At 40.0% G+C, this 20,270-nt stretch carries 16 protein-coding genes, 1 tRNA gene and 1 CRISPR repeat array; of the genes, 5 read left to right on the top strand and 12 right to left on the bottom strand.

Annotated features, from left to right (window positions below; genetic code table 11):
* Positions 1 to 103: 103 nt before the first annotated feature.
* From DW938_RS08730 to DW938_RS08700, 6 genes are all read right to left on the bottom strand, one after another.
* Positions 104 to 967 carry a hypothetical protein gene (locus DW938_RS08730; RefSeq protein WP_022127262.1) on the bottom strand — a complete coding sequence of 288 codons (864 nt, stop codon included), beginning with the start codon at positions 965 to 967 and terminating at the stop codon, positions 104 to 106.
* 16 nt (positions 968 to 983) lie between these two features.
* Positions 984 to 4,301: a lecithin--cholesterol acyltransferase gene (locus DW938_RS08725; RefSeq protein ID WP_022127261.1), complete on the bottom strand. Its 3,318-nt coding sequence runs from the start codon at positions 4,299 to 4,301 to the stop codon at positions 984 to 986.
* 34 nt (positions 4,302 to 4,335) lie between these two features.
* Positions 4,336 to 4,491: a cyclic lactone autoinducer peptide gene (locus DW938_RS08720; RefSeq protein ID WP_022127260.1), complete on the bottom strand. Its 156-nt coding sequence runs from the start codon at positions 4,489 to 4,491 to the stop codon at positions 4,336 to 4,338.
* Between the two features lie 153 nt (positions 4,492 to 4,644).
* On the bottom strand, positions 4,645 to 5,235 hold the full coding sequence (locus tag DW938_RS08710) for an accessory gene regulator B family protein (protein ID WP_022127259.1): 591 nt from the start codon (positions 5,233 to 5,235) through the stop codon (positions 4,645 to 4,647).
* A 118-nt stretch (positions 5,236 to 5,353) separates the two neighbouring features.
* Positions 5,354 to 6,643: a sensor histidine kinase gene (locus DW938_RS08705; protein ID WP_157864625.1), complete on the bottom strand. Its 1,290-nt coding sequence runs from the start codon at positions 6,641 to 6,643 to the stop codon at positions 5,354 to 5,356.
* A gap of 5 nt (positions 6,644 to 6,648) precedes the next feature.
* Complete coding sequence (locus DW938_RS08700) at positions 6,649 to 7,344, bottom strand: LytTR family DNA-binding domain-containing protein (protein WP_015558963.1); 696 nt, start codon at positions 7,342 to 7,344, stop codon at positions 6,649 to 6,651.
* A gap of 269 nt (positions 7,345 to 7,613) precedes the next feature.
* Here DW938_RS08700 and DW938_RS08695 point away from each other — a divergent pair, with 269 nt between their 5' ends.
* Entirely contained in the window at positions 7,614 to 10,001 is a 2,388-nt protein-coding gene (locus DW938_RS08695) for an LPXTG cell wall anchor domain-containing protein (RefSeq protein WP_118124518.1), read from the top strand.
* Between the two features lie 538 nt (positions 10,002 to 10,539).
* Here DW938_RS08695 and DW938_RS15260 read toward each other — a convergent pair.
* From DW938_RS15260 to DW938_RS08680, 4 genes are all read right to left on the bottom strand, one after another.
* Positions 10,540 to 10,674, bottom strand: coding sequence for a hypothetical protein (locus DW938_RS15260; protein WP_022287121.1), 135 nt, complete (start codon positions 10,672 to 10,674; stop codon positions 10,540 to 10,542).
* Positions 10,661 to 11,257 (bottom strand): accessory gene regulator B family protein, encoded by a 597-nt coding sequence (locus DW938_RS08690; RefSeq protein WP_118124517.1) that lies wholly within the window; start codon positions 11,255 to 11,257, stop codon positions 10,661 to 10,663. Before DW938_RS08690 ends, DW938_RS15260 begins: the two co-directional genes overlap by 14 nt.
* 122 nt (positions 11,258 to 11,379) lie before the next feature.
* On the bottom strand, positions 11,380 to 12,705 hold the full coding sequence (locus tag DW938_RS08685; RefSeq protein ID WP_118124516.1) for a sensor histidine kinase: 1,326 nt from the start codon (positions 12,703 to 12,705) through the stop codon (positions 11,380 to 11,382).
* Complete coding sequence (locus tag DW938_RS08680) at positions 12,705 to 13,430, bottom strand: LytTR family DNA-binding domain-containing protein (RefSeq protein ID WP_117927824.1); 726 nt, start codon at positions 13,428 to 13,430, stop codon at positions 12,705 to 12,707. Before DW938_RS08680 ends, DW938_RS08685 begins: the two co-directional genes overlap by 1 nt.
* A gap of 238 nt (positions 13,431 to 13,668) precedes the next feature.
* Here DW938_RS08680 and DW938_RS08675 point away from each other — a divergent pair, with 238 nt between their 5' ends.
* Positions 13,669 to 14,997 (top strand): RNA-guided endonuclease TnpB family protein, encoded by a 1,329-nt coding sequence (locus tag DW938_RS08675; protein WP_242992465.1) that lies wholly within the window; start codon positions 13,669 to 13,671, stop codon positions 14,995 to 14,997.
* 154 nt (positions 14,998 to 15,151) lie between these two features.
* Positions 15,152 to 15,509: direct repeats of the CRISPR family, unit length 32 nt; unit sequence GTTGCAACTTACGCATAGGTGTAAAATACGAG.
* Positions 15,510 to 15,620: 111 nt separating this feature from the next.
* Here DW938_RS08675 and DW938_RS08670 read toward each other — a convergent pair.
* Positions 15,621 to 17,771 carry a Tex family protein gene (locus DW938_RS08670; RefSeq protein WP_118124515.1) on the bottom strand — a complete coding sequence of 717 codons (2,151 nt, stop codon included), beginning with the start codon at positions 17,769 to 17,771 and terminating at the stop codon, positions 15,621 to 15,623.
* 226 nt (positions 17,772 to 17,997) lie between these two features.
* Here DW938_RS08670 and DW938_RS08665 point away from each other — a divergent pair, with 226 nt between their 5' ends.
* The 3 genes from DW938_RS08665 to DW938_RS08655 all read left to right on the top strand — a co-directional run bounded on the left by DW938_RS08665 (position 17,998) and on the right by DW938_RS08655 (position 19,870).
* Positions 17,998 to 18,753: a tRNA threonylcarbamoyladenosine dehydratase gene (locus DW938_RS08665; protein ID WP_022287125.1), complete on the top strand. Its 756-nt coding sequence runs from the start codon at positions 17,998 to 18,000 to the stop codon at positions 18,751 to 18,753.
* Positions 18,754 to 18,855: 102 nt separating this feature from the next.
* Positions 18,856 to 19,206, top strand: coding sequence for a hypothetical protein (locus DW938_RS08660; protein WP_118124514.1), 351 nt, complete (start codon positions 18,856 to 18,858; stop codon positions 19,204 to 19,206).
* 91 nt (positions 19,207 to 19,297) lie between these two features.
* The gene (locus DW938_RS08655; protein WP_118124513.1) at positions 19,298 to 19,870 is read left to right on the top strand and encodes a hypothetical protein; all 573 of its coding nucleotides are present in this window, start codon (positions 19,298 to 19,300) and stop codon (positions 19,868 to 19,870) included.
* 196 nt (positions 19,871 to 20,066) lie between these two features.
* On the opposite strand, the gene DW938_RS08650 is transcribed toward DW938_RS08655, so the two are convergent.
* Positions 20,067 to 20,142, bottom strand: a tRNA-Asn gene (locus DW938_RS08650).
* Positions 20,143 to 20,270 lie beyond the last annotated feature (128 nt).

Here is a 20,270-nt window from a genome sequence, read left to right as displayed (position 1 = left end):
AGTTTGTGCCTGTTGTGGTGTGCCCCACAATGCCTATTCAGACTTGTGTGGAACGAAAAATATAGTATTTGGCAATAAAACAAGATAACAATAAATTTATAGTTTAGTTAACTACATAGACATTTCCCTTTATGGCGATTTCGTTTATTATGGCACTACGGTTCAAATCTTTTTGGGACAATAAAACAATACCTATAATATTAATATCAGATTGCTTAATAGTATCTTTACCTGTATTAATACCGTTTCTTATGTTTTCAAATTCGTCTTCCAAATAAGCGTGTTTATCATTTATTATATTAACAAACTTATCTAATGGTGAAATGAGCTTTTCGCCAGCATAGAACAACGGGATACCATACACTCCTCTTTCGTCATTTTGAGGATTTTGAATCGTTGGTAGTGTTGAATCAGAATCATTGTAAGTATCGACCCAAAGCCATGTCACTGTTCCGTATTCACTATATTCATCTATTACAGATGATATATCTGATGAATTGATTGCATTCTTGAATGATACATATATTTTGCCTTCGCCAAGGATTGTTGAAACATCATTATCTTCTTCTGGCGTGGGGAGAAAAAAACGTTGATATTGAGAAGAATCATTTTCTTTAATAAGACAATTAGGAAAGTCTGTATTTGCGTTTACTCCGCTTGTGCCTGTCAATAAGCCGATTTTTTCAAATATGAATTTCTGATCAAGACTCACTTTTAATCTGAATGTAAATTTGTTAGTGTATTCTGTTGTGCTAAAAGGATAACTAAGAATAGAGTATTGATATTCATTACTGCTCTTTTGCTTGATGTCAAGCTCATTTCCATTTGGACAGCTTATATAATAATAATCTTGTATATCTTTATTCATTTGAGTCATCATTTTATCTCTGTTGTGATACTTAGATAAAACAAAAGTGCCTGCCGTAACTAATAATGATATAATTATAATTATAATTGTTTTTTTCATTGCTTCAACCTCTACTTCAAGGCTGGACACCGCTTATAAGCTGTTCATTATAAAAAACAATTATTTTATCATTTGGCAATAGCTGTTCTGTTCCCATTGAATAATCATTCGATGTATCCCAATTAGACCAATCTGCTGCATTTAGTCTAAAATGGATTACAAACTGTTTATTAGGTTGAAGTTCAACATCGGTATTAAATTTGATTTTTGCATATGTATTTCCGTAATCGTCATTAACAAATTCACAAACCGAAGTATTACCTAAGTATTGATTATCTACAGCAAGCCAGTCGCAATGGTATTCAAGGTTTTCTTTATTGTCTGCATTAAATACATAATTTATAGTTATATCACTCATTTTTAAAGGCTTGTCAGAGTTGTTAGTTATAACTATATTGGGATTTATAGTATTTGAGTTACTAATACCTGCATTGCAAGATTCTACTGTTATTTCAGGTGATTTCTCATCATCTTGAATTACCCCTGGATTGATAGTTGGCGTAACAGTTGTATCTATTTCACCATCATTATCAAGATCAATGTTAATAAAAAATGAACCATCTGATAAATTTAAGAATAATACAGATCCACTATTCACAGAGATATTGGTATACAAATAGATGTTTCCATCAATATTGCACATAATATCAGTGTTTTGATCAGCAAGTGAATTGATTTTACAATCATAATTATCATCAGCAAATTGAGCCAGTAAAATCGGATTGCCAACTGATGTTAAAGGGTCAAATTTAAAATTATTCCCTTCATGAACCTCTGAATTTGTGTAATAATATGAACAGGTTTCGTTTGAAAAGAATAAATCAAAATAACCTGAAATAGCAAGCTTATTTGAAAGTGTCTTGGTTTCTTCTATGGCATTAGATGTAAGATTGTTATTTGCCATTTTTGTTCTCATGGGCAGCTTCATAAATGATTTTGTATCTTTTATGTTTTTTAATATCTCATCTATGCATTCCTGACTCTGTATTAACCCCATATGATCTTGATCAAAGATTTTTATATCCAAAAGATCGTGATTAAAATTCATTGTTGCACTTTCAATTGGAACTACACTATCGCCAATACCATATTCTGGAACGAATTGCAATCCTCTATCGCCAGGACAATGTTGAATAGTTGAAATGGTATTTCTATTACTTCCTACTAATGCTATTCTTTTCAGATTATTAGTATTGTTTTGGGATATTTTTATGCGGCTATGGTTATATTTTCCATCTATCCAAAGATAATTATTATAATCATCAGAAATCAGCTCATCAAATTCGTCAAATGTAAAATACGTAAAATTGCCGTTATCTATAAAATAATCATACCAATGATCATAAGTTCGTTTATATGAATATATCCACTGCCAGTCATCTGTATAATCTTTATTTGGCAACAAATCATAACAACTGCCTAAATTCACCAAAACACTTGGAAGTTCAAATGAAGTAAATAATGATTCTGCTACCCCGAGTCCTCCTATGATATATGATAAATCACCAGTGCTTAAAACGCAAAGCATCGTTGGCGCACCCCAAAATGGTGTTCCGGCAGTTATTTGTTTAGAAATATTATCAGCACCATATTCCGAAATGTATTTTTCTGTAACAATACCACCCATACTATGTGCAACAAAAACTACCTCATTATAATCACTAATAAGATCATGAAGATTATTAGCCGTTATTTGCGCTCCCATTCTCCAATCATACGGGAAAAATAAGATATCATACTTATCAGAAATATCAGTATCATTATTTAGTGATTCAATTATTCCTTTATAAGTATCATCATATCCATAATTATTAACAGGATATAATTCAATATTACTATTACCGTAGTAATCGCATTTGAGCGACTGGAACGCATTGTGAATTTTTTTAACATCATCAAAGTTACTTGGCTGTTCAATCCAAGATCCCCATACACTTTCATCATTTGATGTTTTTGCAAGATCTATTCCCATTATTCCCGGTACTACTACAACGGCTCTTTTCAATTTAGGAATTGTTATGTTTTTGGTTATTCGCTTTACTTCTGTATCACCGGTCTTGGCAACTTTGTATGATAATTCAAAATCCAATTTTGCATTTATATCAGAATTATGTTTTGAATCTGTTGGAACTATAAATTTCAAAGGAATTGAATAGCTTTTACTTGGCTTTATTACCGAATAATTGTGTGTAAGTGAGGTTCCATACTTTGGTTCAAGGTTATCAGCAGTGATTTTTATCGATACATCTGTCGCATCGCCATCTCCAATATTATCCAAATATACATTTGCATTTATATCATCATAATTAAAATTGGAAATACTAACCTTATTATCAGCGTATACACTTAATGCTAACGGAGGAATTAAATTCTGTTCTAACTCACTCAATCCATAATAGGTAACAAATTCTCGTGTTTCACCACTGGTGAAAGTATCTTTGTTCCATGTGATGGATACTGCACTATCTCCATTAGATCGTCCTGGCTGAGTCACATAATCCCATAGCGTACTTGTTACATTTCCCCAATTAGTAAATTGTACTTTATCAGGTTTTCTGTCTCCCGATTTGTAGAATGTACCTTGTGCTACTACACCGGGATTAGTTGCGGAATCAAAGGCTTGCCATATTTGCGGAATATTAGAACCTGAATATACGGTTTCAGTTGTTACATCAGATCCGTTTACTCTGAATGGCGCAGCATCATTACCACCGAGCATAGTGTCCATCATAATTCTTATGCCCACTTGTTTGGCGTATTCTGTATCATTTTTGACGATATACTTAATCTTAACAACATCATCTCGTCCAGTCGCCGAATTCTCAATAATAGATAGTTCTTGTGTGACATCAACACCATCATAAGAAGCTTTGGAAACACTTTTAGAACCATCAGCATCATAAGTTACATTTGATGATGTAAACTCATTTATGCTTTCACCAACAACAATTGTTGTTTTTGATGTTCCTCCACCCGGATGACCGAAAAGCATCTTTTTATTATCATCAGTTGAACTGTTAGGGTTTCCTCCTATTGTACCAATAGTATAGTGACCATTACTTGCAGTGTTGAACTCAATGTAGTCATTTGCTATTAAAGTATTATTTTTGAGAATACTTTTAAGCATTCTATTTTGGGGAACACTTACAGCAGAACTTGCCAGATTTGATTTCCATTCTTGGTACTCTTCACCATTAGGATCTAACGTTGAGTAATATTGATATTCGTCAACATAATCATCGGCAAAAGCAGGTAAACTCGTAAGCATAGTTGTAGATAACGCAATACAGCTAAGACCTGCCACGATACGTTTCAAAATCTTATTCTTAACCATTTCATACCACATTTCTGCAACACACAGTTGCCAATTATTTCTTGTTTACATAGTTTCTCAGCTCTTCTGGCTCTACAGGTTGTGCGAACCAATGGAAGCAAGCACTCGGAACTGATGTGGTAGCTACCACCAGCGCAAGAGCCGCCAGTGCCGTAGAAGCCTTCTTTGCTATGCTCATCAGCTTTTTCATTACAAATCCCTCCTTTCAAACAGTTCAGATAAGTCAGGCTCTTTCGGTTGATAAAACGTAATACCGCAAACGCTGCCATTTGAGATATACAGCACCAGCCTTACAAGAGCAAGAATTACAATCGCCAAAATACTCCGTTTTTCTCTTTCCTTATCATCGTTTACTGTTATCACCCCGATTCAAAAAGTGACCGAGCAGTGCCATGATTGCTGACAGCAGCATTCCGCTTGATACATAAAGGCTTAGTTTTTGATATTGGAATACAAGCAGTGCAATCGTGACAACGGATAGGGTAACAGCTAAGATGCAGCTTCTTTTCCTTAGCTTGACACTCTTTTCCTCTGACATCGGTTTATTCGGATGCGGAACGGGAGCAATACATAGAATGATTGGTAATGCTATCATTATGAAACTGATGCTGAATATTGGCGTAATATGTCCGCTTACATTGCAAATGCCGTAAGAGAAAACCATCATCACCATGACAAGCGTGAACATACAACTAAGATGACTGTTAGCGTGAAACCCACCTACAAACTGTCTCAACCCCATAAATACGGCTATGAATACAACAACCGCAGGCAGCGTATGGGAAAACAGAGCAATCAGCAGGACGATAATGGTATTCAGCACATCAGAGATCAGCAGCTCCATTCCATATGCGTAGATCACCTCTTTGGATTCTTCCGTTATGTTCTGAACCACAAAAAAGTGTGCTATGCTTTTTGCAAGTTTTGAAATCATTTCTGAATCACTTCCTGCAAAAATCATAACACAAGTTGCAAATTTTTTCAATAGGTTTTGAGAAAAAAGGTCTCAAAGTGTCCCCAAATGTCGTCTTCTTGTCCCGAAATGCAAATAGTTAAATTTGTAAACAATTACGAACCATAATGTTCAGCTTAAAAATTCCGTCATCATAATCGAAACTTACTAACCCACCCAATCTATCAACGGAGGATTTGATACTGTTTATCCCTATGCCGTGAAGCCCTTGTTCTTTCTTTGTTGATGTTAAAACAGATGTATCTACCTTATCTGATGTATTTGTAATGACAATAAATAGCTTCTCTCGTTCTTCCATTAGGCTTATCCAAATATGCTTATGTGATACACCAGCTCTCTGGCAACCTTCTATTGCATTGTCAAGAGCGTTTCCGATGATACGGCACAACTCCAATTCGTCTGCCTTGATATTTGTTATGATATTGACCTTGCAAATAAACTCTATACCGTATGTCTGAGCAAGAGAACCCTTGATGTTCACAATAGAATCGACGGCATTATTACCAGTATAGCAGAGTCTGTTAGCAAGCCTTACAAATGAGCTTAGCTTGACAAGATATTCCTTAGCAGAATCAGTATCATTGTTTTCCAACATATCATTCAGAACTAAAAATTGATTTTCAATATCGTGTTTAAACTCTCGTACTTGCTTGTATGACAGGGTAAGCAGCTTATAGTTTTCCTGTTCCTGTTGCTTTATTGTTTCAAGGTATTTTAACTTTATCTTATCTTCAAAACTTTCAAAGAAATTAAACATAGCAAGGTTTATAAAGATAATTCCTGCAAGAGAAACGCCCAAAGAAACATAACTATAAGTGTTGCTGCCAACAAATCCATCAAGCATTGTTTGTAAAAGAAAAATACTTATGATTGGAATAACTATTATCAATATCCAATATTTTATCGGCAGTTCACGAATTTTTTTGTTTATTATGCGGTGCATCAATCCTATAAGCCATAAATAAATTATATTTGTGCCTACCATTCCGAGATAACGTCCTAAACCAGACTCTAAGAATTCATCTGGTGTTCCCATATTAGCAATGCAAAGTAATCCAATCACAATAGGTTCAGATATAGATATAATCAGTAAAAACAATATGTTCCAAAATATTTTATGACGGATTGAATCATCATAACAAATAAAGGACATGGAGCTAATAAGAATAATGGTTGTAATCAGATACACTAAAATATTATCTGTCAACAAAACTGTCGCTGACAGTATTACAGTAGAAAGAAGATACGACAGATAAAGAACTGCTTTATTAACTTTTGCCTTACTCAACAAGGAAAAGTATAAGAATACCAACATCATTTCAATTGCTACATTGACAATCTCAATGATATTTTCAATCAATACGGGCAACTCGATCATCTCCCTGTTGCATAGTTAAGATAGCGAGCAACTATCTCATCTTTATATGTTTTGCCTATGGGGATTTTTCTGCCGTTGCTTAGAATAATATCGTACTTGGTAATATTCTGTATATGGTCAAGATTTACAAGTATTCCACGGTTTATAATAGCGAAATTGTACTTTAACAACTCGCCACACACAGTTGAAAAATCGCCGCCGTACTCCAATTCACCATTAACTGTGAATAGTGATACCTTTCTTCTATGTCCCTCAAAGTAAAGAATATCTGTCAGCCTGAACTTGAATGACAGATTTTTATTATTGAAAGTGAAAGTTCTAAATCGCTGCTGGCACTCAGCAATGATAGAATTTAGCTGTTTGGTATATACATAGTCTGGCTGATTTTTCAATATATAGCGAAACGCTCCCACATCGTAGCCCTTAACGGCAAATTCGGCATAATTCGTCAGGAAAGAAATAATAACTGAACCATCTATCTGTCTGATTCTTTCAGCGGTCTGCAATCCGGTCAGATCGGGCATTTCAACATCGAGTATGATGACTTCATACATTCCCTTGACATAGAAACTCAATAAGTCTCTCCCGCTTGTAAATTCGTGTATTTCGCAGTCGGGGAGTTTCATTTCTCTTAATCTGTTATGAAGTTGTTTTAAGAATACAGGTTCATCATCAACGATAGCAATATTCATAGCAATCACCTCACAATTGGTCATGCTTTATGTATCAGTTATCATTATACCACATCGGAGAGATTATTTCAAGAGAAAAAATAGCTATGCCTCCATTAATAGTTTCGGAGACATAGCCTCATGTTGCGTTATTTTATATTCATCGAATATGGTCTATTGCCTGATTTAAGAGTGGGTGTACTTATAAGTGCTTCACAGAAGACAGCGAGAGAACGCCGAAATACAATGTCACTTGGGTCGATAAGCATGGGGTTACCCATGACGGTGTCGTGGGCGGCGACCCGAAATGCGACGGCCATAAGCTCCCGTGCCTGTTTGAAGCAGGCTATTACGAACCGCATTATATGACCACCGGCTCCAAGGAGCGCATCTTCCCGCATACCTTTGTGCTTGACATTAGCTATGACGCAGTGGGCGGCGGCAGAGTCGATGTGCTCAGATGTTCCGTCTGCGACTATACCGTTCCAGTGAAGAGCCATGTCCATGATTACGGCTGGAACTGGGACTGCACCGGCTTCAGCAGTATCTATGAGTATACCTTCAACATCGGCGGCTCGACCAAGACGGTGGAGCAGCTCATCCTTGAATCCGGCTATGCCCACCCAGAAAAGTGCAAGGTTCCCGGCTGCGAGGAGTTCATCATGGTTCCCCATAGTTGGGGCCGCTGGAATGTGGTCAAAAACCCTGATACCGAGGGCGATAAAGGCGGCATGGAAGCTGAATGCAGCGTCTGCGAATACAAAGAGACGAAAGAAATTGACGGCGATTGGACAAAGGACACCGCCCTTGTGACGGTGAAAAACGGCCGGGCAACCCGTATGATCGTCAAGCCAGGCGACAAGATCAGGCTTTATCCCGAGGAGAGAACCGGTCAGAAAGCCATCGGCTGGAAGGTGGAGTATCGCCGCGAATACAATGAGTATGACATCATACCTGTTACTAGAAATTGGAATACCAATGAGGCAAAGACCCTGTTCAAGCTGGTGACCAACGGCTCCGCCCTTGAGTGGGGCTGCACGATCCCAGAGTTCAGCGCCATGGGTGCCCCCGGCGGCGGCAGTTTCTTCTTTGAGCCTGTCTATGCAGGCTGTGACCACAGCGGCGGCACCACGGTGCTCAATGCGAAGGAGCAGGTCTGCGACCGTAAGGGCTACACCGGCGACACCGCCTGCGCAGACTGCGGCCATGTCATCAGTGCCGGTTCGGATATCTACCCACCTGCAAACGCCGGTCATACCGGTCCACTGCAGCCGCTGTACTACTACGGCACGGCCAACTCGGCAACCACAGACGCGAGCCATGGCGGCAAACGCTATAACGCCAAATCGGGCGACTGCCGACACCGCGCCTATGAGGGCGACTACCGCTGCACGGCTTGCGGCGGCACCGTAAAGGGCGAGAGCGGCGACTTCAGGCATAGCGGTCCCCTTGAACTGCGGGATGTAAGAACGGCGACCTGTACAGAGAGGGGCTATTCCGGCAACCAGTACTGCACATCGTGCGACAGGATCGCGCAGAAGGGCGTCTCAACCCCGTCCCTCCACGAAATTGCCGATAACTACAAGCTGATCAATGAGGTTAAGCCAGGATGCACCACCTCAGGCTATAGCGGCGACCAGCAGTGCACAGCCGGCTGCGGACAGATTATCCGCTACGGTCATGTCATTAATAAGCTCAGCCACGACTGGGACGGCGGCAAACCCGCAAAACAGGGCAAGAGCGAAGGAATTCTCTACACCTGCCAGCGCGCCGACTGCGGCGAGACAAGGTTCGCAAAGAACTCCGCTGCGACCGAGTTCACGGTCACGGTCATCAAGGGCACAGCCTCCGTTGCCGCAGGTACACTCATCACGGACAAGATCGCGCAGAACACCGTTGTGACCGTTACGGCGGACGCACCGGAGGCAGGCAAGGTCTTTGACAAGTGGGTCGTGCTGGAGGGCAATGTCACTCTGGCAGACGCCACCAAGGCGACTACCACCTTCACCATGCCCGGCAATGATGTGAAGCTCGAGGCCACCTATAAGGATGCGCCTCCAAGCCATACCCACAGCTACGGCACCGAGTGGAAGTATGACGACACCGATCACTGGCATGAGTGCGAGTGCGGCGATAAGGCCAATATTGAGGCTCACAGCGCCAGCGAGTGGATCGTTGACACGGCAGCTACCGAAACCGCCGACGGCGCTAAGCATAAGGAATGCACCGTCTGCAAGAAGGTTCTTGAAACCGCACCGATCCCCGCAACAGGCAGCACTCATACCAACAGCTACGGCACAGAGTGGAAGTATGACGGCACCAACCACTGGCATGAGTGTGAGTGCGGCGACAAGGCCGACACGGCAGCACACAGCTTCCAGTGGGTGATCGACAAGGCCGCTACCAAGGAGGCCACAGGCATCAAGCACGAGGAATGCACCGTTTGCGGCGCCAAGCGCAGCGAAAATACGGTCATCGACAAGCTCCCCGACGGCGGCAACACCGACAATACAAGCAACAGTGATAATAACACCAATAAGCCAGGAAATGACGACTCCACCAAGTGTCCTCAGACCGGTGACAGCAGCAACCACATCGGTTGGCTGGCTGCTCTGTGCGGCGTTCTGACTCTGCTGGGCATAAGCGGCAAAAAGAGAAAGAAATCCGAGGTTAAATAAGCCGACGTTTCCGAAATCGAAATAGCCTAAACACAATAGGCGGTGACGGATCATTCCGCCACCGCCTATTTTCCTGAGAGCGGGCTTGGCAGCAAGTCCCTTTCCGAAAGGCGGCAAGCGACACCCACATTCTGACCATGTATCCCCAGCCGAACGGGGACGGCAATCTCCGACACTCTTTCTTTATGCCTTCGACAAAAATCAGAGCAAAGCTCAAAAATCTTTTAGGAAATTAAAAAACTTGGTTTTAGCCCCCTCAACTTTTCGGCATGGAAAGTGAGGGGGCTTTCTCTATAGCCTCCGCCCGTTCTTTGAAAACCGAATAGTACAGCGCATCCTTTTGTAGGGCGGAATTTTTTGCGCCTAAAAGCAAATTTACTCACTGTCAAAAGCTTGAACTCACTACAAATAAAAAAATGGTAACACCAGCAGGAAGTTATTTTCCTGCTAATGTTACCTCATTTACAAGTATCACAAGATTTAAAGGGGAAATGATAAAGACTTTGTAATGCTTATCGTAATTCTTGTAGCTTTACGCTTAATTCTTGTAAATGTTTTTTGGCTCTTTAGCTTGATAGCCACCATACATTGATGCACATCCGCAGGCAGCTATACCCATTCTCTTAGTTGCTCTGGCAATAAGGCTGGCAAGCAATTTCTTAAATGATCTCATTCTTATCACACCTCTTTTCTTTGATCTTCGCTGATATTATTAAAACTGCAATTAATAGATTTGTTAACAGGATCATAGATCCAACCGTCTGATATCTATTGATGATCGCCCCGCCAAACAGATCAAGCAACAGAAAAACTATCATTCCCATCGCTTTGAACTTTGGCTTTTTTTCTTTTTCTATAGGCTTATTTTTGTTCTCCACAGGGCAGAATACAAAAGCTATTATCTCTTCAAACACAACCAAGGCAACTATCACCCATATATTTATATATCCGCATACCTTGTCATTAAGAAAAGCTGTAGCAATAAATGTTGAACACATCAGCAGATTGCATCTGAAATATGTATCTGCATGATACCCTCCGGTAATAACCCTGACAGCAATAAACACTGCCAAATATATTACGCTTTCCAGCAAATGCCCTGTCAATGCTCCCATAAGCAATACAAGCACAATGTTTAACATTGATGAGATAGTTATTTCTATGCCATACCGATAAAAATCCTGTACCTCATCTGCTTTGCCGATAGCTTCCTGCTCGGTCAAAAAATTAAGTATACCCGATACAACAAGATCCATAAACTACCGCCTCGCTTTTGTCTTACCCTAATTTGAATTTTACTAGAATAAAAGCAATATGTCAAGCTTTTTGGAATGAGTTGCAGGTTTTTGTCACGAAATGCAGCAACGGCCCCGAACAATCAGTTCAGGACCGTTGTATCTGCCATCAATGTTACCTGACAGCAAAACATTCCCTCCGACTCATAGAAATCGCATCTGCCATTATATTTTCTTGCTATCTCTCTGATTATGGAGGTCCCCAGACCATGCTGTTTTTTATCAGCCTTTGTGGTCGTAAGCCTTGGATTACTATCCATAACAGAATGATCTATTGAATTTTTTATCAAAAACGTATATGTATCCGTTTCTCGGTCGATCTTCAGATACAGAAATTTATTTGCGTCGTCGGCTATTTCCTTGCATGCCGTTATAGCATTCTCCAACGTGTTGCTCAACAGGTCGCAAAGGTCAGTTCCCTTTATTCCCTCAAAATCCGAAACTGTTATACACGATATTTTTATCCCCAAGGAAGAAGCCATCGTAAGCTTTGCGTTAACGATAGCATTTACAATATTATTTTTCGTTTTAACATAGGACTCCGACTTCTCGATAAGGTCAAAGCTTTCTGAGATAAATTTTCTCGTTTCATCTATTTTTTGGACTTTCAACAGTTCATTGACCGTTTCATATTTGTCTTTTATATCATGCCTTAGTTTTCTCATGGCGTCATATTGCGACTCGGCGTTTCCGATAAACTGCTCAAGATACTGCTCTCTTAGTTTGACTATCTCCATTTCCTTGAGCTTCCGATTCTTTTTTATCAAAGAATTTATTATCCAGAATATAAGTATATTAAGAACAAAAACAAGCATATATGACAGATTTATATACAGCCTATGGCCATCGTCTGCCGAAAGGGACAGTTCATGTATTACCATAACGAGAGAAAACGAAATAATAAGCACTGCAATTATCGTAACCCAATCTGAAGCCGTATAATCATCTGTGTGTTTAAATACCATTAGTATTAATCTAAATACAATGAATATAGAGATCTGGATCATTATAAGCGTAACAAATCTAAGCAAGCTTTGTTCAATCACAAGCTTCCTGAGGGATATTTTAAAAAATGACGATACAACATTTAGTTCCAATGACGTTATCAACAAGATCGCAACCTGAGAGAGGGATATGGAAAGAAATTTCTTTACAGCATTGTCACTAAAAAAGCAAAACGCAAAAACAAGCAGACTTGCCCAGTACAAAGCACTTCCAAAGCCCTCAAATACAGTGAAATAATTAAAAGCAGTGACCAGACAGCCTTCACAAACGGCAAATATAACAGCCCATATCTTAGCCCTTTCATGAGATCTTGGCGTAAGAAATCTATATATAAACCATGTTTCCAGACCGCCCTGATAAAAGTTTATCAAGATCTCAAATATCGTCCACAATATAATAGTCATCACTTTCTCCTCAGATATTCAGTCAAAGCGTCGTCAACTGCATTCTTATATCCTCGGCTCATGGGAAGCTCTGAACCGCTTTTGAAGATCACGGTTTCATTTGAACGGCTTATGTTAAAAACATATTTCAGATTGACGATATATTTTTTATGCACCCGTATAAAATCAAATTTACGATAAGCTTCTTCTATCTCTCCAATGCTATCTCTGACTGCAATAGTATCCTTATTATTTGCAAAATGATATATGATGCTGTGGCTATTGCTCTCTATATAAGTTACATCCCGAAGCTTTACAGAGATCCTTCCCTGCTCCCTATTCTCCAAAACCACTGTCTTTTCCTGCTTCAATGCGTCCGTCAGCTGTCCTGCTACCATATGGAGCCTATCCTTCATAACATCAGCGTCAGGATCTTTGCATATAAAATTCAGCGGTCTGAAATTAAAGCTGTCATAAACCAGCTCCTGATGACTTGTCACAAAGATCACGAAGCAATTACCATTCTGACCTAGCTGCCGCGCGACTTCAAAACCGGTCATTTCAGGCATATCAAGGTCAAGAAATATAGCCGAAAAAGGCTTTTTACCATGGCAGTAAAAAAAGCTCTCAGCTTTGGTAAACGTTTCTATATCAGCCTTGACCGACCTTGATTCAAGCTCATTTGCCAGCATAGATTTAAAAAACTGAAGAAAAACAGCATTATCATCACAAACTGCGATCCGCATTTTTTCACATCCTTTTATAACATAGTCTGTGTACGATTTTATATTACCATAATTATACCGTAAGGTCAAGCCATAAAACCAGCAATAAGCACCTAGCGTCAAAAATTGTCATGTTGTGCCAAAATCGAGAAACTTTGTTCCAAAAACCACACCTCATATTTGTCCCTTTTGCCAATTTACAAAAATATACTTATGTGTTACAATAATAGAGTAAAGTATATTGATCGTGTGAAATGGGGTGACATTACTGGTCAAAGTCGTAAAAATCCATCTAATTAGTGAGCAATTTGACAAAGCAGGCAACCGGATAGATTATAAAGAAGTCAATAAAATACTGTGGGAATTGCAAAAGCAGACACGAGAAGCAAAGAATAAAACTGTTCAGCTTCTTTGGGAATGGAACAATTTTTCAAGCGATTATGTTAAGGCGAGTGGCATATATCCTAAAGCAAAAGACATATTTGGCTACTCAAGTGTGCATGGACAAGCAAACAAAGAATTAAGAACAAAACTCGCTTTAAATTCAAGTAATCTTTCCACTACCACAATGGACGTATGTAAAAATTTTAATACATATAAAAAAGAGGTATGGAAAGGCAAACGATCAGTTCCTTCATACAAATCAGACCAACCTCTTGATCTGCACAAAGACTCTATAAAGCTGATATATGAAAACAACCAATTTTATGTTAGGCTCGCTTTATTAAAAAAAGCTGGATTTGCAAAGTATGGTTTTAAAGACGGTTTTCGTTTTAAAATGCAGGTGAAAGATAATTCTACCAAAACTATTCTTGAGCGTTGTTTTGACGGGATATACACAATAGTAGCCAGCAAACTTTTATACGACCAAAAGAAAAATAGGTGGAAGCTTAATCTGTCTTATAGTTTTGACAATAAAAACATTTCTGAACTTGACAAAGAAAAGATCCTTGGTGTTGATGTAGGAGTTAGTTATCCTTTAGTCGCTTCGGTTTTCGGTGATCGTGACCGATTCAAAATCAAGGGTGGCGAAATTGAGAAATTCAGAAAAAGCGTGGAAGCTCGCAGACGTTCAATGCTCGAGCAAACAAAATACTGCGGTGACGGAAGAATTGGTCACGGCAGAAAAAAACGCACTGAGCCTGCCCTAAATATAGGCGACAAGATAGCAAGATTTCGTGATACAACAAACCACAAATACAGCAGAGCTTTGATAGAATATGCTGTAAAAAAGGGCTGCGGAACTATCCAAATGGAAAAGCTGACGGGTATTACATCTAAATCTGATCGTTTTCTAAAAGACTGGACTTATTATGACCTCCAGACAAAGATAGAAAGCAAGGCAAATGAGGCAGGGATAAAGGTCGTCTATATCGCCCCTGAATATACAAGTCAGAGATGCAGCAAATGCGGATATATCCACAAGGATAACAGACCAAATCAAGCGAAATTTAGATGTCTTAAATGCGATTTTGAAAGTAATGCCGATTATAATGCAAGTCAGAATATCGGTATAAAAAATATTGATAAAACAATTAAAAAAGAACGAAAAAAGCAAAAGAGCGAAGCCCAAGTGAATGAAAAATAAGTAAGGGTTTCGCACAATTTCAGGGCGACTCGGCGTCCTAAAATCGAGAAAGTGTACATAAGTATTTAACAAAATACGGTAAATACTCTCGGTAAGGTTTTAACGTGCACATAATAATCCGTGCAACAGGGTTACACTTTTGTGCAATTTTGCAGTTGCAACTTACGCATAGGTGTAAAATACGAGGCAGTTCCGAAATAAATACTGTGTTTTTCTCGCGTTGCAACTTACGCATAGGTGTAAAATACGAGTTTCACTTAACCACTCCCCTCTCAATTTTAACGGTTGCAACTTACGCATAGGTGTAAAATACGAGGTAGCTGTCATATTCTCTATAGTAATGCTTCACGTTGCAACTTACGCATAGGTGTAAAATACGAGATTGTGCGCCTATACTTATCATATGCCAAGCTTGTTGCAACTTACGCATAGGTGTAAAATGCGAGGACAGCGATATCAAGGTAGCTAACGAATATATCGGTTGCAACTTACGCATAGGCATAAAATACGAAGCACTCAATTTGCATTGTGATACGATATCGAATTACAATCACATATTTGTAAAACAACAAAAGGGCTGTCCACACAGCCCTTTTGTTCTTATCTATCCTATGCCAAGCCCCTTACCCCTTAGGCTTTTTCATAGTAAGCGAAATACGCTTTTTCTTCAGGTCAACGTTAAGTACCCAAACCTTAACTACCTCCCCGACCTTTACGACCTCAAGAGGGTGCTTTATATATCTGTCGCACATCTGAGAAATATGTACAAGTCCGTCCTCATGAACGCCAATATCAACGAACGCTCCGAAGTCTATAACGTTTCTCACTGTACCCATAAGCTCCATGCCCGGCTTCAAGTCTTTAAGCTCCATGATGTCGCCACTTCTCATAAGCGGTGGAGGCAACTCGTCACGAGGGTCACGGCCCGGCTTTTCAAGCTCCCCTACTATGTCCTTTAACGTCGGAGCACCAATGCCGATATCTGTGGCAAGCTTTTTCATGCCCATTGCATTGACTTTCTCAGCTATCTGCTTTACGTCGCCCATGTCCGCAAGGCTCAGCCCGCACCTGTCAATAAGCGCCTGCGCTGCCTTGTATGACTCAGGGTGAACAGCGGTGTTATCCAGCGGATTTTTTCCGCCACGCACTCTCAAAAATCCTGCGCACTGCTCAAAAGCCTTTGCGCCAAGTTTCGGAACTTTCATAAGCTGCTTTCTTTCGGTGAAAGCTCCGTTTTCCTCACGATAGGAAACAATATTCTTTGCAACTGTCATATTTATGCCCGATATGTATGACAACAATGAGTATGAAGCCGTATTAAGGTCAACGCCTACTGAGTTTACGCAGTCCTCAACAACGCCCTTTAAAGCCTCGTCCATTCTCGCCTTTGGCATATCATGCTGATACTGTCCAACACCTATTGCCTTTGGGTCTATCTTTACAAGCTCTGCAAGAGGGTCCTGCAAACGGCGTGCTATTGATACTGCTGAACGCAGTGAAACGTCATACTCAGGAAACTCCTCAGCCGCAAGCTTGGAAGCGGAGTAAACGGAAGCGCCTGCCTCAGACACCACCATGTAAGAAACTTTTTGCGGAATTTCTTTGATAAGCTCGGCTGTGAACTGCTCCGTTTCTCTTGAAGCAGTGCCGTTTCCTATGGAGATGGTCGTAACACCATATTTCTTTATAAAGCCCGTCAGAATACGCTTAGCACGCTCTGTATCCTTCTTTGGCGGAGTAATGTAGATTATCGCAGTGTCAAGCACCTTGCCTGTAGCGTCCACTACAGCGGTCTTACAACCGTGAGCATATCCCGGGTCAAGACCAAGGGTAACAGTGTCTTTAACAGGCGGCTGCATAAGAAGCTGTCTGAGATTTGAGGAGAACACCTTTATTGCCCCCTCCTGAGCGTTTGCCGAAAGCTCCGCCCTTATCTCACGCTCTATGGACGGATAAATAAGTCTTTTATAGCCGTCCTCACAAGCAGCCGTAACAAGCTGTCCGCACTCTGACTTGTTTTTCACATATCTTGACACGCAGGCTCTCTCCCCAGCGCCCTCTGGGACATTCACTGATACTTTTAGAATGCCCTCTTTTTCGCCTCTATCCAAAGCCAAAACTCTGTGACCTGCTATCTTTCCCACAGCCTCGGCATAGTCGTAATAGTTCTCGTACACTGACTCGGTATTCTCGTCAGACGCTTTTGAGCTTATCACACCTATCTGTGAAAACAGCGTTCTTATGTATTTTCTCAGGTCAGCGTCGTCAGAGATATCCTCCGCGATTATGTCCATTGCACCCTGCAAAGCTTCGTCCGCAGACTTTACGCCCTTTTCCTCGTTGATAAATTTTGACCCCTCGACCTGCGGGTCGCATTTCTTATCCTGGGTCAGGATAAGTTCAGCCAGTGGTTCAAGCCCCTTTTCTCTTGCCACCGAAGCCCTCGTTTTACGCTTCGGCTTGAAAGGTCTATAGATATCCTCCACCTCCACAAGGGTCTTTGCATTTTCAATAGCAGACATTATCTCGTCTGTCATTTTCTCCTGCTCAGTGATAGAAGAGATTATCTCGCCTTTACGTTTTTCGAGATTTCTCAGGTAAGTGAGCCTGTCAGCGATCTCTCTAAGCACCTGATCGTCCAACGAGCCTGTAAGCTCCTTTCTATATCGTGCAATAAACGGTATAGTTTTATCGTCATCAAGGAGTGCAACAGTGTTGTCTATCTGCTCCTGTCTGAGCTTAAATTCTTCCGCAAGGGTCTTGTTAATGTCCATGTTTTTACCAATCCTTTTTATTACTTTTTGCGTATTATCACATATAATATTATAGCACATTTTCGATAAAAACGCAACGAAAATGCGGTCGAAAACTGTAACAAAGATATTATATAATACATATAGGATCAATCAGAAAATTAATAAAAGCAGGCAAAAATGCACTTGAAAAAAGGGCATAGATATGATATTATAGAAGAATAAAACAGTATTCAGGAGTGTTTATATGCTAAATCAGTTTTCAAGAACCGAGCTTTTATTCGGCAAAGAAGCAATGGAAAAGCTCAGCAACAGCAGGGTTGCGATTTTCGGCATAGGCGGTGTAGGCGGATATGCAGTTGAAGCCCTTGCACGAAGCGGTGTAGGCGAGCTTGACCTTATAGATGATGACAAAGTGTGTCTGACCAACATCAATCGTCAGATAATTGCCACAAGAAAAACAGTAGGAAAATACAAGGTAGACGTGGCGGAAGAGCGTGTTCACGACATCTGCCCTGACATAAAGGTAAACACATACAAGTGTTTTTATATGCCTGACACAGCGGATCAGTTTGATTTTACTCAGTATGATTACATTATCGACGCCATTGACACTGTTACAGGCAAGCTGGAGATAATAAAGCGAGCAGACGTCGCAGGAGTACCTGTTATATCCTCAATGGGTGCAGGCAACAAGCTTGACCCTACAGCATTCCGTGTGGCGGACATTTATCAGACAAAGGTCTGCCCTCTTGCGAAAGTCATGCGACGAGAGCTTAAAAAGGCTGGTATAAAGTCGCTTAAAGTTGTTTACTCAGAGGAACAGCCTATCAGACCGATAGAAGATATGGCTATTTCATGCCGTCAGGACTGCATTTGTCCTCCTGGTACGGCAAGAAAATGCACAGTGCGCCGTGATATTCCAGGTTCAACAGCATTTGTTCCGTCAGTGGTGGGACTTATCGTGGCAGGAGAAGTTATTAAAGATCTTGCAAAGAAATAATACAAACAAAGGACGAATCATTGATCAGCTGTGGTATAATGGTTTTGGAAATTGGTCGGGATAAACTGCCCGACAAATCAGCAGTTGATAAGGAGTACAGGAATGAAAAATAGAATAATATATTGCCTTAATTTCCTTTGGACAAGCATTATTGCATTTTCGTTTCCAATATGCTTTGGCTGGATTTTTCTTGATATAACAGGTCATTCAAAAGGATATAGTTATAATTTAGGTTCTGAAAAAGATGTTTCAATATTATTTGGCTGCATTGAGTTGTTGATATGGTTGGCATTATCCTTACCATCATATATTTATATTTTTCGGAAAACAATCACTAAAGGGAAACGAAACTTGTATGTAATAATCGCTTTTTATATAGCTCTTGCTTTAATTTGTATCATTGTTTCAGGCGGAATATCTGCCTATTTAAAAGCAGTTTTCAATATATATTAATCAGATTTATCTCAACTATTACTTCCCATTTGTCGAGCAGATCACTTATCGCAGCACTATTATTTGAATTTTTCAGAAAGGAAAAACTGTTATGCAAGAATGGCTCATGACTATAACGCTTGGAATAATCGGAGTATTTTTGATAACTGTTACATATGCCGCATTATATCAAAGCAAAAAAAGCAAAAAACACATATCTGGATTTCCATTTTTCGGTGGGTTTATTCTTGCTGTTGCATTTCTCTTCTCTCCTGTTAAATGGTTAGCTTTTCTGGGCTTCTTTGATTATGGTTTGTGGCTCCTGCCATATGTATTGATTATGGATTATTATAACAACAAAAAATTCAAAAAAATATATATGCAGCAGAATTTTGAACAACGCATCAGTGATAAATCAAAAGAATTACGTATCAGAATTTTTGAAAGAAATGAAGAATGGGTACAGCCGTATATTACGAATTTAGTTTATGTACTCAAAGTGCCTAAGCTGTTATATGCTGTTTGTACAGACCAAAATGGAAAGAAATTTTTACTTATTGATAAATGCAAAAGAAAAAGCAACATTGAAATAGTTCCTTTTGATAATAATACTATTCTACTTACAGACCTCAACTCAAAAGATGTTGATTATTCAGTAGAAATTGAAATCAAAGACAATCCATAAATAGTTTCCCATTTATCGAACAGCTCCCTCATCGCAGCACTCATAACGGGTGCTGTGTTTTTTTAGACAAACAGTGCTTTCGTATGCTTACATTAACGTAAGCATACGAAAGCACTGTTTCCATACATTACATTTACAAACTGCAATACTAAATCATATATACAAAAAAAGAGCCATAGCAAAAGCTACAGCTCTCTGGCTCCCCCTGTTGGACTCGAACCAACGACCCTTCGGTTAACAGCCGAATGCTCTACCGACTGAGCTAAGGAGGAATATGACTAAACAGAGAAGAATACTATCTTCTCTGTTTAGTAAGGTGTCGGCAGCACCCTATCTTACCAGGACGTTACCATCCAAGTATTTTCGGCGAAGAAGAGCTTAACTACTGTGTTCGGCATGG

This window comes from Ruminococcus sp. AM43-6 (assembly GCF_003461785.1).
In the GTDB taxonomy this organism is placed as follows: domain Bacteria; phylum Bacillota; class Clostridia; order Oscillospirales; family Ruminococcaceae; genus Hominimerdicola; species Hominimerdicola aceti.
Note: the sequence above shows the minus strand (reverse complement) of the source record. Positions and strands in the feature narration are given on the sequence as shown.

Coding starts and splice junctions, on each gene's coding strand:
- DW938_RS08730 (WP_022127262.1), bottom strand. CDS start 967: ATGAAAAAAACAATTATAATTATAATTATATCATTATTAGTTACGGCA.
- DW938_RS08725 (WP_022127261.1), bottom strand. CDS start 4,301: ATGGTTAAGAATAAGATTTTGAAACGTATCGTGGCAGGTCTTAGCTGT.
- DW938_RS08720 (WP_022127260.1), bottom strand. CDS start 4,491: ATGAAAAAGCTGATGAGCATAGCAAAGAAGGCTTCTACGGCACTGGCG.
- DW938_RS08710 (WP_022127259.1), bottom strand. CDS start 5,235: ATGATTTCAAAACTTGCAAAAAGCATAGCACACTTTTTTGTGGTTCAG.
- DW938_RS08700 (WP_015558963.1), bottom strand. CDS start 7,344: ATGAATATTGCTATCGTTGATGATGAACCTGTATTCTTAAAACAACTT.
- DW938_RS15260 (WP_022287121.1), bottom strand. CDS start 10,674: ATGAGATCATTTAAGAAATTGCTTGCCAGCCTTATTGCCAGAGCAACT.
- DW938_RS08690 (WP_118124517.1), bottom strand. CDS start 11,257: ATGGATCTTGTTGTATCGGGTATACTTAATTTTTTGACCGAGCAGGAA.
- DW938_RS08685 (WP_118124516.1), bottom strand. CDS start 12,705: ATGACTATTATATTGTGGACGATATTTGAGATCTTGATAAACTTTTAT.
- DW938_RS08680 (WP_117927824.1), bottom strand. CDS start 13,430: ATGCGGATCGCAGTTTGTGATGATAATGCTGTTTTTCTTCAGTTTTTT.
- DW938_RS08670 (WP_118124515.1), bottom strand. CDS start 17,771: ATGGACATTAACAAGACCCTTGCGGAAGAATTTAAGCTCAGACAGGAG.
- DW938_RS08665 (WP_022287125.1), top strand. CDS start 17,998: ATGCTAAATCAGTTTTCAAGAACCGAGCTTTTATTCGGCAAAGAAGCA.
- DW938_RS08660 (WP_118124514.1), top strand. CDS start 18,856: ATGAAAAATAGAATAATATATTGCCTTAATTTCCTTTGGACAAGCATT.
- DW938_RS08655 (WP_118124513.1), top strand. CDS start 19,298: ATGCAAGAATGGCTCATGACTATAACGCTTGGAATAATCGGAGTATTT.